This is a genomic window from Streptomyces hydrogenans, from assembly GCF_014656075.1.
Taxonomy (GTDB): domain Bacteria; phylum Actinomycetota; class Actinomycetes; order Streptomycetales; family Streptomycetaceae; genus Streptomyces; species Streptomyces hydrogenans.
Map to the genome: position 1 here is coordinate 1 of NZ_BNBS01000154.1, position 16,198 is coordinate 16,198.

Consider the following 16,198-nt stretch of genomic DNA (forward strand, 5'->3'; position numbering starts at 1 on the left):
CGGGCGGGGACCCTGGAGGGTGTGCGGTCGCGGGCCCGGGCCCGCGACCGCACGGCCCGGTGGCGGGCCCCGACCGGTCAGGAGTACTCAGGTGGCGCAGCCTCGGGGAGCGGCGGGCGGTGGGCGGCGGGGCGAGCGGCCCGGCGGCCGTACCGTCCGCTCCGGCGCGTCCCAGGGCCCCTACGGGCGCGATCCGCAGTCCTCGCCGGTGCCCTACGGGGCCGCCCGGAGGTTCCTGCGGGCGCTGCCGCCGCTGATCATCGTGGGCGGGGTGGTGTTCGACCTGGCCACCCCGCCCACGTACACGGCGGCGCCGCTCTTCTCCGCCGCCCCGCTGGTCGCCGCCCCCTTCTTCTCCCGGCTCACGACCCTGCTGACCGGACTCGCGGCGATCCTCGCCTCGGTCGGGCTGCACGTGTACAACGACACGCTCTCCGACGTGCCCTCGCTCACCGAGACCCTGACGGTGGTGACGGTCTCGGCGCTGGCGATGCTGATCAACCTGGTGGTGCGGCGCAGCGGGGAGCGGCTCGCCTCGGCACGGGTGATCGCGGAGGCGGCGCAGCGGGCGGTGCTGCCGATGCCGGCGGAGCGGATCGCGGGGCTGCAGTGCGCGGCGCGGTACGAGGCGGCGCAGGCGGACGCCTTCATCGGCGGCGACCTGTTCGCGGTGCAGGACACCCCCTACGGGGTGCGCCTGGTGGTCGGGGACGTGCGGGGCAAGGGGATGGACGCGGTGGAGGCGGTGGCCGTCGTCATCGGCGCCTTCCGCGAGGCCGCCGAGCAGGAGGCGGCCCTGGAGGGGGTGGCGCAGCGGCTCGAACGGGCGCTCACGCGGGAGGGCACCCGGCGCGAAGGGCTGGACGCCTTCGAGGGGTTCACGACGGCGGTGATCGCCGAGATCCCGCGCGAGGGCGGGCTCGTACGGATCGTGAACCGGGGGCATCCGCCGCCGCTGCTGCTGTACGGGGACGGGCGCCTGGAGGCGGTCGAGCCGGCCGAACCCGCGCTGCCGCTCGGGATGGGGGAGCTGTCGGTCTGGCCGGACCGGGCCGAGGAGCGGCCGTACGCGCCGGGCGCGACGCTGCTCTTCTACACGGACGGCCTGTCGGAGGCGCGGGACGAGCACGGGGTCTTCTACGATCCGGCGGCCCGGCTCGCGGGGGCGGTCTTCCCGGGGCCCGAGGAGCTGCTCGACGCGCTCGTGGACGACGTGCGGCGGCACACGGGCGGCGGGTCGACGGACGACATGGCGCTGCTCGCGGTGAGCCGGCCGGCGACCGGGGCGCCGCCCCGGCGGCGGACGATGCCGGTGGTTCCGCCGGGGCGGACGGACCGCTGACCGGATCCCCGGCGGGTGGTGTCACCGTGTGTGGTCGCCAGGTGCCTCAGAGATAACAATTGACATAACGTCAGATCCCGAGGGTTTGAGCGGGGCGCACTGAAGGGGGGTCAACTCGGGCGAATCCCCGCCAATTCAATGAATGATCAAGGGGAACGGCTTGGAATCGGACCGCCGTGTCTATTAACGTTCGATAACGCAGCGCGGTCGTCCCAGCCGTCGCAAGAGACGGCTCCGTGCGCACGCGCCGAATCCCGCAAGGGAACCGGGGAACCAACCCTTGGGGTGAATCGGGCCCCTCGCACACCCCCCGTGCGAACACGCCCGTAGGAGACCTTCCTGCTCCGAACCCGTCAGCTAACCCGGTAGGCGAGAAGGAAGGAAAGGAGCGCGCCTCCGTGGCGTCCAACACCCCCGTACCCGAAGCCCCCTTCGACCCGTTCGGCAGCAGGGGAGCCGTCGGAGCGGACGACCCGGACGGCTACGCGCCGGGCACGTACGACACGGCCTCCTTCACCCCCGCGCCCGGGGAGTGGAACCCGACCGAGGGCTCGCTGCGCGCCGAGAGCCGCTCCGGCGGCCGGCACCGGGTCGTGAAGCAGCGCTCCAACTTCGCCCGCTCCTCCACCGTCCTCGGCGTCGGCGTCATCGCCGCCGTCGGCGCGGGCGGCCTCGCCACCGCGCAGGAGAAGGCCCCGGTCGCCATCTCGCTCCCGGACCTCCCCGACCTGGGTCTGCCGGACGCCCACGACCTGCCGGGCGTCGGCGACCTCCTCCCCGGCGGCGACGAGGAGTCCGCCCCGGCACGGGACTCCGGGCCGGTCGCGGCGGGCGGCGCCGCCGCGAAGCCGCTGACCTCGATCACGTACAACGCCCCCGCCGACACCGCGGCCGGTGCCGCCGCGACGGTCACCGAGGAGCGCACCGCCTCCGCCGCCGACGCCGGCGAGGCCCTGCGCGCCCGCATCCTCCAGCAGGCCGAACAGCAGCAGCAGGCCGCCGTCGCCGCCGAGAAGCTGGCCGTCGAGAAGGCCGCCGCGGAGAAGGCCGCCGCGGACGCCCGGGCCAAGGCGGACGCCGCCGCGAAGGCCGAGGCCGAGGCGAAGGCCAAGGCGGAGGCGGAGCGGCTCGCCGCCGAGAAGGCCGAGGCCGAGCGCATCGCCGCCGAGAAGGCGGAGGCCGAGCGGCTCGCCAAGCTGGCCGCCAGCTACTCCATGCCGCTCTCCTCCTACACCCTCACCTCGACCTACATGCAGTCCGGCTCCATGTGGTCCTCCGGCTACCACACCGGCCTCGACTTCGCCGCGCCCACCGGCACCCCGCTCAAGGCGGTGCACGGCGGCACGATCAAGTCGGCCGGCTGGTCCGGCTCGTACGGCTACCGCATCGTCCTGGAACTGGAGGACGGCACCGAGGTCTGGTACTGCCACCTCTCCTCGATGACCGTCGGCGCCGGCCAGACCGTCACCACCGGCGAGACCATCGGCCGCGTCGGCGCCACCGGCAACGTCACCGGTCCCCACCTCCACATGGAGGTCCACACCCCCGACGGTTCGGGCATCGACCCGGCCGAGTGGCTGCGCTCCAAGGGCCTGACGGTCTGACCCGCGGCCCGTAGCCGTTTTTCGGCCGGGGTTCAGGCTCCTCGACCGGAATACGCCCGGCGGCGCAGGGGGTTGAGGTCGTCATGACCTCACCTCTGCGCCCGCTGGGCACGTCCGACCTGCACGTCTTCCCGCTCGCCCTGGGCGGCAACGTCTTCGGCTGGAGCGCCGACGAGGAGCGGTCCTTCGCCGTCCTCGACGCCTACGCGGCGGCGGGCGGCAACTTCGTGGACACCGCCGACGTCTATTCCGAGTGGGTCGAGGGCAACGAGGGCGGAGAGTCCGAGACGATCATCGGCCGCTGGCTGGCCGCCCGCGGCAACCGCTCCGACATCGTCGTCGCCACCAAGGTCGGTGCCCACTCCCGCCTCAAGGGCCTCAGCGCCCCCACCATCAAGGCCGGTGCCGAGGAGTCCCTGCGCCGCCTCGGCACGGACCACATCGACCTCTACTACACCCACTTCGACGACGAGTCCGTGCCGGTGGAGGAGATCGTCACCGCCCTCGACCAGCTGGTGAGGGACGGCAAGGTGCGGGCCGTCGCCGCCTCCAACATCTCCCCCGAGCGGCTGCGGGCCTCCCTCGACTTCGCCGAGGCCGAGGGCCTCGCGCGGTACGTGGCGCTCCAGCCCGAGTACAACCTCGTCTCGCGCGCCAAGTACGAGGGCCCGCTCCTCGACACCGTCGCCGAGACGGGCCTCGTCGCCGTCCCGTACTACGGTCTCGCCTCCGGCTTCCTCACCGGCAAGTACCGGCCCGGCCGGACCGTCGAGAGCGTCCGCGCCCACGGCGTCTCCCAGCTCGCCGGGACCACCCGCGGCCAGGCGGTGCTGGCCGCCCTCGACGAGGTCGCCGAGGCCCACGGCGCCGAGCCCGCGACCGTCGCCCTCGCCTGGCTCGCCTCCCGCCCCACCGTCGCCGCGCCGATCGCCTCGGCCCGCACGGTCGAGCAGCTGCCCGCGCTCCTCGCGGTCGCGGACCTCACGCTCACCGACGCCGAACTGGCCCGCCTGACCGCCGCGTCCGAGACGCCCGAGGGCTAACCCTTGTAGGGGTTGTAGCCGCCGTAGTCGAGGTACTGCGGCGGCACCCACACCCGGCCGGTCGCCCGGGCCGCGTACGACAGCGCCGGCGAGGCCGTCGCCCGACGCTCCCACAGGTGGTGCAGCAGCTCCTGCTCCCGCGCGGCGAAGTCCGGCACCGGGACCGTGCCCCGGCGGGCCCGCTCGCGCAGGAAGGCCAGGGTCGTGGCGAAGGACTCGTACTCGCCGACCGCCCGCGCCCCCGCCTTGCCGTACGTACGGGACGCCACCGCCCGAGCGGTGCGGCGGGCCCGCATCGAGGAGAGCGCCAGCGGCTCCTCGGGGGAGAGCCAGCCCGCCGCCGCGTACGCCGGGAGCACCCCGGCGAGGGTGCGCAGCTCCCGCTGCCGGCTCCACACGGCGAGCCAGGTCAGCAGCCCGAAGGCCGGCACCATGAAGACCGCGTACACGGCGTAGAAGGCGAGCGGGCCGCCGAAGGTCGCCGAGCCGTTCCACAGGGCGTGGACGCCCATCGCCAGGAGCAGTCCCACGAGCGGCAGCAGCACCCGGCGCAGCCGCTTGCCGCGCGGGGCGAGCGCGGCCAGGCCGAAGCCGATGCCGGTGAGCACGGTGAAGAGCGGGTGCGCGAACGGCGACATGACGACCCGGACGAAGAAGGTGCCGGCGGTGACGGCGCCGATGCCGCCGTCGCCCACGTCCTGGTCCTCGCCGAAGGCGGTGCCGAGATAGAGGATGTTCTCGGTGAAGGCGAAGCCGGTCGCGGTGAAGCCGGCGATCACCACCCCGTCGACCAGGCTCCGGAAGTCCCGCCGCCGGAAGAGGAACAGCAGCAGGATCGCGGCGGCCTTCGCGGACTCCTCCACGACCGGGGCGATCACGGTGGCGCCCAGGTCGTCGGCCGAGCTCGGGTCGGCGGTCGCGGTGGCGATCCAGCGGACGGCGAAGGAGTTGGCGAGGATCGCGACCAGGGCGGCGGCGAACGCGCCCCACGCGAAGGCGAACAGCAGGTTCTTCCACGGCCCCGGCTCCACCCGGTCGAGCCAGCGGAACGCCGCCATGAGCAGCGGTACGGGGAACACCGCGAGCCCCAGGCCGACGAGGAAGCCCTCGGTGCCGGTCTGCTCCCGCACCAGCGCCAGGATCACCAGGGCGCACAGCGCGAGGAGCGTGACCAGCGCGACGGCCCGCACGATCCGGCTCCGCCAGAAGGCCCGCCGGGGCCGGTACCGCCACTGCCTCCGGTCGGCGGCCAGGGCGAACGACGGCTCGTCCCCCTCGCGGACGGGGACGTGGCTCTCGACCGCCGGCGGCCCGGCCTGGGACGGCAGGGACACGGCGGGCGGCGCGGACGACTCGGAGGACGGCGTGGACGGCGGCAGGGGAGACGACACGACTCGACCCTAGCGACCGCCGCCGACAGCGGCGACGGACTTGTGGAGAGCGGCGCTACCTACGGCGGAAGAGCAGGTCGTGCACGATGTGCCCCTTGTCCAGGCCCTGGCCCTCGAAGCGGGTGAGGGGCCGGAAGTCGGGGCGGGGCGCGTAGCCGCCGTCGGGCGCGGTGTTCTCGAAGTCGGGGTGCGCGGACAGCACCTCCAGCATCTGCTCCGCGTACGGCTCCCAGTCCGTGGCGCAGTGCAGGACCCCGCCCGGCTTCAGCCGGGTCGCGAGCAGGGTCAGGAACTCGGGCTGGATCAGCCGCCGCTTGTGGTGCCGCTTCTTCGGCCACGGGTCCGGGAAGTAGACGCGGCAGCCGTCGAGGGCGGCCGGGTCGAGCATCTCGCGCAGCAGGATGATCGCGTCGCCGTTGGCGACCCGCACGTTGGTGAGGCCGCCCCGGTCGGCGAGGCCGAGGAGGTTGCCCTGGCCGGGGGTGTGCACGTCGACGGCGAGGATGCCGGTGCCGGGGTCGGCGGCGGCCATCTGCGCGGTCGCCTCGCCCATCCCGAAGCCGATCTCCAGGACCACGGGCAGACCGCCGAACAGCTCGCGCAGGTCCAGCACCCGCTTGCCGTCGATGTCCAGACCCCAGTCCGGCCACCGCTTCAGCATCGCCTCGGCCTGCCCGGCCGTCACCCGGCTGCGCCGCGGCTGGAAACTACGGATCCGGCGCTCGAAGTGCGCCCCCGCGGGGTCGGGCGAGGGCCCCTCCCCGGGCGCGAACATACGGCTGCCCCGGCGGGCGACGGACTCGGTGCTCTTCTCATGCTGCTCAGCCACAATGCGGCCCATGGTACGGGCCCGCCCCTCCTCCCGCGGGCCGCGCCGCCGCCCTCGGGGCCGAGGGGACGCGGCCCGCGCCCCACGGGCCCGCGCCGCGAGGCCGCCCGCGCCGCGCGACCCCGCGCCCGGGGCGGGGGTCACAGCAGGGGGAGGGCCCGGCGGGCTATCTCCCGGCCGATGGGGAGGGAGGCGGTCGCGGCGGGGGAGGGCGCGTTGAGGACGTGGACCGTGCGGGGCGCCTCGCGGATCAGGAAGTCGTCCACCAGCGTCCCGTCCCGCAGCACCGCCTGCGCCCGCACCCCCGCGGCGGCCGGCCGCAGGTCGGACTCGTCGACGCCGGGCAGCAGCCGCCGGACCGCCTCCGTGAAGGCCCGCTTCGACAGGGAGCGGCGCAGTTCGCCCGCGCCGTACCGCCAGTGGCGGCGCGCGATGGTCCAGGAGCCGGGCCAGGCGAGCGTGCCGCCGAGCTCGCCGGGGCGGACGACGCCCCAGTCGTACCCCTCGCGGGCGAGCGCCGGCACCGCGTTCGGCCCGATGTGGACGCCGCCGTCGATGCCCCGGGTGAGGTGCACCCCGAGGAAGGGGAAGGCGGGGTCGGGCACCGGATAGACCAGGCCCCGCACCAGCGAGGGGTCGGCCAGTTCGTAGTACTCGCCCCGGAAGGGGACGATCCGCATGCCCGGGTCGTCGCCGGCGAGCCGGGCGATCCGGTCGCAGTGCAGCCCCGCGCAGTTCACCAGCACCTTGCCGCGCAGGATCCGCTGGTCGGCGGTGCGCACGGCGACGCCCCACGGGCGCCGGTCGATCGCCGTGACCTCCGCGCCGTACAGGATCTCCGCGCCGGAGGACTCGGCGAGCCGCCGCGCGACCGCCTTGTAGTCGACGATGCCGGTCGTGCCGACGTGGATCGCGGCGAGCCCCCGCACCCGGGGCTCGTACTCGGTGATCTGCGACGGGCCGAGCTCGCGGACCGGGATGCCGTTCTCCCGGCCGCGCTGGACCAGGGCGTGCAGCCGGGGCAGCTCCTCGCGCTCGGTGGCGACGACGAGCTTGCCCGTCACCTCGTGCGGAATGTCCCACTCCGCGCAGAACTTGACCATCTCGGCCGCGCCCTCGACGGCGAACCGCGCCTTCAGGGAGCCGGGCCGGTAGTAGATGCCGCTGTGGATGACCCCGCTGTTGCGCCCGGTCTGGTGGCGCGCGGGCCCCTCCTCCTTCTCCAGGACGGCGACGCGGGTGCCGGGAGCGGCGCGCTGGAGCGCGTACGCCGTCGACAGACCGACGATCCCGCCGCCGATCACCAGCACGTCACAGTCAAACACCAGCGCCACCTCCCACCCCTGATAGTGCACTGGCCCACTGACAATCCCGCTAAACGCCCACGTCGTGGGATGCGCGTCACGCTTTCGCGCTCACCCCGCCGCACCCGGTCACTCCCCCTCCCGCCCCAACAGGCCTCCACCGCACCCGTCACGCCCGCCGCACCCCGTCACGCCGGGGCGACGAGCAGCGGCCGGGCCCGTTCCCGCAGCTCCCTGACCCGGGGCTCGTGCCCGTACGGCTCCAGACGGTGCAACAGGTCCCGTACGTACTCCGTGGTCCGCGCGGAGGAGATCCGGTGCGCGACCTCCACCGCGCGCGTGCCCGCCGCGCAGGCCGCGTCGAGGTTGCCGGACTCCAGCTCGGCGACGGCCGAGACGACGAGCCGCAGCCCGTGCGAGCGGACGAACTCCTCCGTCGGCCGGGACAGCGCCTGTTCGGTGAAGCGCCGCACCTCCCGCGGCATCCGCAGGTCCCGGTAGCACTCGGCGGCGTCCGCGCAGAACCGGTCGTACGAGTAGAAGCCGAGCCAGGTCGGATCGGCGTCGCCCTCCCGGGAGCGCTCCAGCCACCCCTCGGCGGACTTCAGCGCCGCCGCCGCGGCGGGCCCGTCGCCGGCCTTGGCGTGCGCGCGGGCCTCGACGAGCCGGAAGAAGGACATGGTGCGGGCGGTGGCGAGCCCCCGGTTCCGCTCCAGCGCGGCCTGGGCGAGGTCCACCCCCTCGTCGGCGAAGCCCCGGTAGGTGGCCTGCAGGGACATCGAGGCGAGGACGTAGCCGCCGAGCGGCACGTCGGCGGCGGCCCGCGCGAGCCGCAGCGCCTGGATGTAGTACCGCTGGGCGGCCTCCTGCTGCCCGGTGTCGAAGGCCATCCAGCCGGCGAGCCGGGTCAGCTCGGACGTCGCGCCGAACAGCGCCCGGCCGACCTCGTCCGAGTACGAGCCGAGCAGCAGCGGCGCCGCGTCCACCCTTAAGCACTCGGGCACCATCGAGGAGCGCCAGTCCCCGCCCCCGTACTTGGAGTCCCACTTGCGCGCGTCCTCGGCGGCCTCCCGGAGCTTGGCGACGTCGCTGTGCCCCACGCGCACGTGCTCCCCGGTCTCGGCCGGCCCGGGCACCGGACCGCCGCCCCCCGGACGTCCGGCGTCCCGCTCCACCGACGGGTCGGCGGGGGTGATCAGCCACCGGGAGGCCGGGGTCGCGTAGGCGCTGACGGAGAAGGAGCCGGCCAGCGACTGCCAGATCCCGCCGCCGCCCGCCCGCCGCCCCGCGAGGTCGAGGCGGTAGAGGTCGGTGGCGGCACGGACCGCCTCGCCGACGTCCCGGGGGAAGGCGAGGCCCACCTCGGGCGCCGGGTCGGCGTCCGCGAGCCCGATCTCGTGCAGCGGCACGGGACGGCCCAGCTTCTGCCCGATCGCGGCGGCGATCAGGTGCGGCGCGGCGCCCTGCGGCACCATCCCCTTGGAGACCCAGCGGGCCACCGAGGTCTTGTCGTACCGAAGCGTCAGCCCGCGCTGCGCGCCGAGGTCGTTGACCCGCCGGGCGAGACCGGCGTTGCTGATTCCCGCGAGGGCGAGAACGGCGCCGAGCTTCTCGTTCGGCCCGCGTTGCTCCCTGGACATGACGCCACCCCTCGTCCTCCAGACGGCCGCCACGACGCCGGGCATAGGCGTGCGGCATTCGTCAACACAGCGTAGTTCGCCGCATCCCCACCGTTAAGGGGCGGAGTTCCGTATGGCGAGATTGTTGTGTGAACAGCCCACCGGAGGCGCCGGTCCGCCGGTCCGTGCTCCGCCCGTGTGGCCGTGCGCCCGGCCGTGCGCTCTCGTCGCTCCCGACCCGGAACGCTTCGATGGGTGCTGCGTGGGTCGGCCCGTCCGGCCGGGAGGCGGAGCCCCTTCGGCTCCGGGTCCCGCACCGGTGGGCCGGGGGACACCGCCGCCCCATTCCCCGCGGGCGGCGGACGGCGCCGGGAGGCGGGTCGCCTCCCGGACTGCCGCGCGGCGGGACCGCCGGCGCGCGGACGGCGCCGCCGGGGCGCCTCCGTCGCCATGATCCCTTCAGCGCCCGACGGCAGGTCAAACCTCCGGACGGGGGCGAGAACCGGCCGAATCCTCCAGGGCCGGGGCCGTGCCGGAGCCGTACGGGGACCCGCGAGGCGGCCCTCCGGCGACCCCGGGGCTCCCGCCCGCCCCGTCACCGGCACGCCACCGCCCGGTCGCCGGACACCCCCCGCCCGGCCAACCGGCCCATGCCAGGGGCGCATTCGGCTTTCGCGCGCGTGCACCCGGACCCCGCCCCGTGCGCCGTTGTCATGGCAGCATGGCCCCACCGAAACGGACGTGGAGGCGCCGATGCGATGGCTGGTGGGCTGGAGCAGTGTCGCCGCGGGGTACGCCACGACCGCGGGAACCCGCGGCGGAACGGCGAACGGCGCCCGGGGCGCCTACGGCGGAACCGGCGGTCACGGCGCCTACGGCGCCGAAGTCCCGCACCCGGCACCGCCGTTCGCCGAGACCGGCGGGCACGTCGGGGGGCGCACGGTGCAGCCGGTGGGCGCACAGCTCCTCTGGGGCGATCCCGACCCGCTGTGGGCGGTCGGCGACTGGCGCCCCGACGAGGTGCGGGTGGTCGGCCTCGACGACGGCACCCGGCTCGCCGTCCTCGGCTGCTGCGCCGCGGGCGACGACGAACTCCGCCGCGGCCTGGTCACCGCGCGCGGCGGCGCCCTGCGCCACCTCACCGCCTGGCCCGGCAGCTACACCGCCGTCGTCAAGTCCGGCCGCCGGCTCACCGTCACCGGCGACCTCGCGGGCGCCCGCCCCGTCTTCCACACCCCCTGGGAGGGCGGCACCGCCTTCGCCACCGCAGCCCTCCCGCTCGCCGACCTCGTCGAGGCCCAGCTCGACATCGGCCACCTCGCCGCCCTGCTCGCCTGCCCCGAGTCCCCCGAGGCGCTCCGCGACACGACCCCCTACGAAGGCGTCCGCCGGGTCCCGCCCGGCCACGCGCTGGTCCTGCGCGAGGGCTCCCGCGAGATCGCCGGGTACGAGACGGTGGCCTCGCTCGCCGTCGCCGCCCCGCAGGCCGACCCCCGGCAGGCCGTCGAAGCGGTCCGGGACGCCCTCGTGGAGTCCGTACGGGCCCGGCTCACCGCCCCCCGGCACGCGCCCGAGGCGCCGCTGCCCGACCCCGGACCGGTCCCCGGCATGGGCCCCGCGGACCGGCGGGCGGCCCGCGGCGCCGGCCCCGCTCCCGGCATCGGCGCCGACCTGTCCGGCGGCAGCGCCTCCGCCACCCTGGCCCTGCCCGCCGCCGGACTGCCCGGCGTGCCCGGCACCGTCCTCGGCCACGCCGGCGCCGGCGAGCGGCTGCTCGCCGTCACCTTCAGCGACCTGGCGAACAAGCCGGGGCCCGGCCGGGCGGCCGAACTGGAACGGGCCCGCGAGCTCGCGGCCGACCCCCGGCTGCGCCACGTCGTCGTCACGGCGGGCGAGGAGGCCCTCCCGTACGCCACCCTCGACGGGCCGCTCACCGACGAGCCCGGGCCCGCGCTGGTCACCGCCGAACGGCACCGCAGGCGATGGGTCGGCGGCAGTGCCGACCACTTCACCGGCCTGGGCGCCAAGCAGGCCCTCGACGCCCACCCGGCGCGCCTCGCCGACCTGCTGATGGACCGCAGGCGCCGCTCCCTGGTCCGCCCGGTGACGGCCCTCGCCAGGGCGACCGGCCCGTCGGCGGGCTCCTTCCTGGTGCCCGTCACCGTCTACCGCGCGGCGCGCAGGCTCGCCCGCACCCCCTACCGGACCGGCCTGGAGACCGCCGCCCGGCACGTCCTCGACGCGAACCGCGCGCCCGGCGACGCCCACGGCCCCCTGGCGGCCTCGCTCTCCGCCCTCGCCTGGTCCCGGCCGGGCCCCGCGGCCCGCTGGCTGACGGGGGAGGCGCTGGCCGAGGTGTCGGCCCGGCTGCACCGCGCGGCCACCCTGCCGCCGGCCGTCCAGCGTCCGGGCGAGGCCCGCGCGCGTGCCGCCCTCGCCCGGGCCGCGGCCGACCTCCGGGTCCTGGAGCAGGCCGCCGAGATCCGCGGCCAGCGGCTGCACGCCCCCTTCCTCGACAACCAGGTCGTCCGCGCCTGCCGGGACCTCCCCGAATCGCTCCGGGTCCAGCCCGACGCGCGCGCCGGCGTCCTGCGCACCGTCCTCGCCGACACCGGCATCCGCGACCTGCCGCCCGGCTGGGGCGCCCCCTACCCGGCGGTTCCCGCCGCCACCGCCCGCGCGGGCCTGCGCGCCGCCCTCCCGACCCTGCTGGCCCTCTTCGAGGCGCCGCTCCTCGCCGACGCGGGCCTCATCGAGGCCGGCACCGTCCGCGAGGCCCTGCGCGCCGCCGCCGACGGCGCCCGCGTCCCCCTCGACGGCCTCGCCGACCTGATCTCCACCGAACTCTGGCTCCGCCGCCTGCTGGCCCGCCGGGGCTCCTGCTGGACCGACACGGCCGCCCCCCGCGCGCCCCGCGCGGTGCGAGGGCCGCTGATCCCGGCGTCCCGGTCCCTGCCGGCACGGTGAGCCCGCGGGCGAAACGTCACAGCACGCCGGATCGAGCGCCGCCGGGTCCCGGGGCCCGGACCCCCGGGACCCGCCGGGGAAACCCCGAGGCGCCCCCCGCGCGCTGCGGCAAGAATGGGCCGGTGCGGTATCTCATCCTCGGCACCACCGAGGCCCTCGGACCCGACGGCAGCCCCGTGCCCCTCGGTGGCGCCCGGCTGCGCGCGCTGCTCGCCGCGCTCGCGCTGCGCGGCGGACGGGCCGTCCCGGTCGGGGAGCTCGTCGACGACGTGTACGGGGACGAGCCGCCGCTCGACGCGCCCGCCGCGCTCCAGGCCCTCGTCGCCCGCCTGCGCCGGGCCCTCGGCCGGGAGGCGGTCGAGGCCACCCCCGGCCCCGGCTACCGACTCGCCGCCGACCGGGACGACATCGACCTGTACGTGTTCGAGCGCCGCGCCTCCGAAGCCGCCGCCCTCCTCGACGCCGACGACCCCGGGCCGGCCGCCGCGATCCTGCGGGACGCCCTCGGACTCTTCCGCGGCCCCGCCCTCGCCGACCTGCCGGGACCGGCGGGCGTCCGCCCCGAGGCGCAGCGCCTCGCCGCCGTCCGCCGCCGCGTCGAGGCCGACCTGCGGCGCGGCGCGCCCGACGGACTCGTACCGGAACTGACCGGGCTCACCGCCGCGCACCCGTACGACGAGGGCTTCCACTCCCAGCTCATCCGCGCCCTGCGCGCCGAGGGCCGGCACGCCGACGCGCTCGCCGCGTACGACACGGCCCGCCGCACCCTCGCGGACGCCCTCGGCACCGACCCCGGCCCCGAACTGACCGCCCTCCACCGGGAACTCCTCGACCCCGCCCCGACGCCCCGCCTCCCTCCGGCGGACGGACCGCCCAGGGCCCCCGCGCCCGTCCCCGGGGGCGGCAACATCCGCCCCCGCCTCACCTCCTTCGTCGGCCGGGAGCCCGAACTGGCCGCGCTCCGCGCCGACCTCGGCCGCTTCCGGCTGGTGACGCTCACCGGACCCGGCGGTTCGGGGAAGACCCGGCTCGCCGAGGAGGTGGCCCGGCAGGCCGCCGGACCCGACGCGTGGATCGTGGAACTCGCCCCGCTCGACGACCCGGGCGCCCTCCCCGGCGCCGTCCTCTCCGCGCTCCGCCTCCGCGAGATCAACCTGATCACCCGCGACGGCACCGCCCTCCAGGACGACCCCACCGTCCACCTCGTCGAACACCTCGCCCACCGCCCCTCCCTGCTCCTCGTCCTCGACAACTGCGAGCACGTCATCGGCGCCGCCGCCGCCCTCGCCGAGACCCTCCTCGCGCACTGCCCCGGCCTGCGCGTCCTCGCGACCAGCCGCGAACCGCTCGGCGTCCCCGGCGAGACCGTCCGCCCCGTCGAGCCGCTGCCGCCCGCCCCCGCGCACCGGCTCTTCGCCGAGCGGGCCCGGGCCGTCCGCCCCGGCTTCGACCGGGAACAGGCGCGGACCGCCGACGCCACCGACGCCGTCGCCGAGATCTGCCGCAGGCTCGACGGCCTGCCCCTCGCCATCGAACTGGCCGCCGCCCGCCTCCGGCTGCTCACCCCCCGCCAGATCGCCGACCGGCTCGACGACCGCTTCCGGCTCCTCAGCTCCGGCGCCCGCACCCTGCTGCCCCGCCAGCAGACCCTCCGCGCCGTCGTCGACTGGTCCTGGGACCTGCTCGAACCGGCCGAGCGCGCCCTGCTCCGCCGGGTCTCCGCCTTCACCGGCGGCTGGGACCTCCCGGCCGCGGAGGCCGTCGACGCCCCGGACCCGGCGGGCGGGACCGACACCCTCACCACCCTCGGCGCCCTCGTCGACAAGTCCCTCGTCGTCGCCGCCCCCACCGACGACGGCACGATGCGCTACCGGCTCCTGGAGACCATCCACGAGTACGCCTCCGAGCGCGCCGCCGAGACCCCGGAGCTGCGCGCGGCCGCCGAGGCCGCCCACACCGCGCACTTCACGGCCCTCGTCGAGGAGGCCGAGCCGAAGCTCCGCTCCGGCGAGCAGCTGCCCTGGATCGACCGGCTCGAACGGGACCTCGACAACATCCGGGCCGCCCTCCACCGCACCCTGGTCACCGACCCCGACGAGCGGGCCGGACTCCGGCTCGTCTTCGCCATGGGCTGGTTCTGGTGGCTGCGCAACTACCGCCCGGAGGGCCTGGCCTGGACCCGGCGCGCCCTCGCCCTGGGGGAGGACCCCGACGATCCGGCCGACCCCCGCCACTGGCCGCGCATGCACCTGCGGATGCTCTCGTTCTTCCTCGCCATGGAGGACGAGCAGATGTACACCGGCGACCTCAGGGAGAACGCCGAGGTGCTCGCGCTCGTCCGCCGGGTCCGGGACGCCTTCGAGCAGGACCGAGGCCCGGAGTCCGCCCGCTTCCCCGGCCTGCTCTGGCCGTTCACCGCGTACCTCGTCGAGGACCCGGCGACGGTGCGCGCCCTCCTCGACGACGGCGTCGACACCTGCCGGCGGTACGGCGGCGACTGGGAGATCGGCGTGAGCCTGATGTTCCGCACCCACATGATCGTGGACATGCCGGGCGGCATGCAGGGCGTCGACGAGGACCTGGCCGAACTCCGCGTCCTCACCCGCCGGGTCGGCGACCGCTGGATGGGCGCCCAGGTCGCCTCGGCCGCCGCCGAGGCCCACATGATGCGGGGCCGCCGGGCGGAGGCCAGGGAGGCGTACGAGGAGGCCCTCGGGCTCGCCCGCGAGGTCGGCGCCCACGCCGAGGCCCCCTTCCTCATCGCCCGGCTCGCCGAACTCGCCTACCGCGACGGCGACACGGCCGCCGCCGAGCGCGGTCTCGCCGAGGCCGCCCGCGAGGCCGAGCGGCTCCGCCTCCAGGACGCCCTCGCCTACGTGGACTTCATGCGCGCCGTCCTCGCCCTCGACCGGAACGACCCGGCCGGCGCGCGTGCCTCCATCGCCTCGGTCGGCGCGCACCTCCGCCGCGGCAACCCGCCGCCGCACTTCAGCATCGCCCTGGACGGCTTCGTCGCCCGCATCGAGGCCCAGGAGGGCGGGGGGCAGGCGGCCGTCACGTCCGCCGCGGCCGCCCTGCGGGCCGCGCTGACCGGCCCCTGCGCGGACATCGTCGTGATCAGCCTGGCCGAGGGCCTCGTCTTCGCCCTGCACCGGGCAGGCGACGCGGCCCGGTGCGCGCGCGTGGCGGCCGCCGTCGACACCTGGCGGCGGGACGTCCCCCGCTCGGTCCCCGAGGAGCGCGAGGCCGGGACGATCGCCGCCGCCTGCCGGGCCGCGCTCGGCGAGGACGGCCTCGCCGCCGCCCGCGCGGAGGGCGCCGGACTCTCCGGGGAGGACGTCCTGGCCCTGGTGGAGGGGTACGCCGCCGTCGGCGGGCCCCTCAGGAGCAGCTGATCCGGGACTCCGCCCAGTCGGCGACGGCCGCCTGCCCGAACGGCGTGTGCTCCTCCACCACCAGCCGCAGGGTGGAGCGGCCGCGGAGGTCCACCCGGACCGGGAGCGCGGGGTCGCCCGGCCGGACCACCGGCGAGCGCCACAGCCGCTCGTCGTCCCCGTAGACGGAGAAGCGGACCCCGCCGGGGCCGAGCGGGGCGCTCAGGTCGTCGACGCCGACCATCGCGTCGTAGCGGGTGCACTGCCGGTTCAGCCGGATGAGCAGCGAGGACGGGGCGTGCACGCTGACGCCGTACGCGTAGGTGCTGTCGCCGATCGACATGCCCTGGCGCGGCCACATCCAGGTGCCGTCGTCCATGACTACCTCGGGCGCGGTGCCGTCGCCGAAGGCCTCGTAGTCCAGCCGGTCGACCTGGTAGACGGCGGGCGCGGGCGGCGGGGTCGTCGGCGGGGGCGGGGTGGGACGCGGGGTGGGCGTCGGGCTCGGCTTCGGGCTGGGCGGCGGGGTCGTCGGCGTCGGCGTGGGCTTCGGCGTCGGGGAGGGCTTCACCACCGGCGTCGGCGTGGGCTTCGGCGTCGGGGAGGGCTTCGGCTCCGGCGGGGGTGGCGGGGTGGTGGGCTCCGGCGCGGGCGGCGGGGACGGGGTCGAGCCGGCCGAGGGCTTCGCCGGCGGCGGACCCGCCGGCGTCACGGGGGCGGCGGTC

At 76.4% G+C, this 16,198-nt stretch carries 11 protein-coding genes and 1 riboswitch; of the genes, 6 read left to right on the forward strand and 5 right to left on the reverse strand.

The window, feature by feature from the left end; genetic code table 11:
- Positions 1 to 91: 91 nt before the first annotated feature.
- The 3 genes from IE321_RS36805 to IE321_RS36815 all read left to right on the forward strand — a co-directional run bounded on the left by IE321_RS36805 (position 92) and on the right by IE321_RS36815 (position 3,989).
- The gene (locus IE321_RS36805) at positions 92 to 1,342 is read left to right on the forward strand and encodes a PP2C family protein-serine/threonine phosphatase (RefSeq protein WP_372470245.1); all 1,251 of its coding nucleotides are present in this window, start codon (positions 92 to 94) and stop codon (positions 1,340 to 1,342) included.
- A 235-nt stretch (positions 1,343 to 1,577) separates the two neighbouring features.
- Positions 1,578 to 1,728: riboswitch (cyclic di-AMP (ydaO/yuaA leader) on the forward strand.
- Between the two features lie 12 nt (positions 1,729 to 1,740).
- Positions 1,741 to 2,946, forward strand: a complete 1,206-nt coding sequence (locus IE321_RS36810; RefSeq protein WP_190226112.1) for a M23 family metallopeptidase — start codon at positions 1,741 to 1,743, stop codon at positions 2,944 to 2,946.
- Between the two features lie 83 nt (positions 2,947 to 3,029).
- Positions 3,030 to 3,989, forward strand: a complete 960-nt coding sequence (locus IE321_RS36815) for an aldo/keto reductase (protein WP_190226113.1) — start codon at positions 3,030 to 3,032, stop codon at positions 3,987 to 3,989.
- Here the strand turns inward: IE321_RS36815 and IE321_RS36820 are convergent.
- The 4 genes from IE321_RS36820 to IE321_RS36835 form a co-directional block, all read right to left on the reverse strand.
- Complete coding sequence (locus IE321_RS36820) at positions 3,986 to 5,323, reverse strand: PrsW family intramembrane metalloprotease (protein ID WP_370531618.1); 1,338 nt, start codon at positions 5,321 to 5,323, stop codon at positions 3,986 to 3,988. The genes IE321_RS36815 and IE321_RS36820 overlap by 4 nt on opposite strands.
- A 112-nt stretch (positions 5,324 to 5,435) precedes the next feature.
- Positions 5,436 to 6,155, reverse strand: a complete 720-nt coding sequence (gene trmB / locus IE321_RS36825; protein ID WP_226652070.1) for a tRNA (guanosine(46)-N7)-methyltransferase TrmB — start codon at positions 6,153 to 6,155, stop codon at positions 5,436 to 5,438.
- Positions 6,156 to 6,349: 194 nt separating this feature from the next.
- Entirely contained in the window at positions 6,350 to 7,534 is a 1,185-nt protein-coding gene (gene lhgD, locus IE321_RS36830; protein WP_043224854.1) for an L-2-hydroxyglutarate dehydrogenase, read from the reverse strand.
- A 167-nt stretch (positions 7,535 to 7,701) separates the two neighbouring features.
- Complete coding sequence (locus IE321_RS36835) at positions 7,702 to 9,153, reverse strand: NsdA family TPR-like regulatory protein (protein WP_043224730.1); 1,452 nt, start codon at positions 9,151 to 9,153, stop codon at positions 7,702 to 7,704.
- A gap of 732 nt (positions 9,154 to 9,885) precedes the next feature.
- On the opposite strand from IE321_RS36835, the gene IE321_RS36840 reads away from it, so the two are divergent.
- Both IE321_RS36840 and IE321_RS36845 read left to right on the forward strand, forming a co-directional pair.
- Complete coding sequence (locus IE321_RS36840) at positions 9,886 to 12,099, forward strand: asparagine synthase-related protein (protein WP_190226115.1); 2,214 nt, start codon at positions 9,886 to 9,888, stop codon at positions 12,097 to 12,099.
- A 122-nt stretch (positions 12,100 to 12,221) separates the two neighbouring features.
- Positions 12,222 to 15,494, forward strand: a complete 3,273-nt coding sequence (locus IE321_RS36845; RefSeq protein ID WP_190226116.1) for an ATP-binding protein — start codon at positions 12,222 to 12,224, stop codon at positions 15,492 to 15,494.
- Here the strand turns inward: IE321_RS36845 and IE321_RS36850 are convergent.
- Positions 15,481 to 15,852: an NPCBM/NEW2 domain-containing protein gene (locus IE321_RS36850; RefSeq protein ID WP_373316659.1), complete on the reverse strand. Its 372-nt coding sequence runs from the start codon at positions 15,850 to 15,852 to the stop codon at positions 15,481 to 15,483. The two genes, IE321_RS36845 and IE321_RS36850, sit on opposite strands and share 14 nt — an antisense overlap.
- Positions 15,853 to 15,952: 100 nt before the next feature.
- On the opposite strand from IE321_RS36850, the gene IE321_RS43095 reads away from it, so the two are divergent.
- A partial coding sequence (locus IE321_RS43095) for a hypothetical protein (RefSeq protein ID WP_308439743.1) occupies positions 15,953 to 16,198 on the forward strand: 246 nt, incomplete at its 3' end.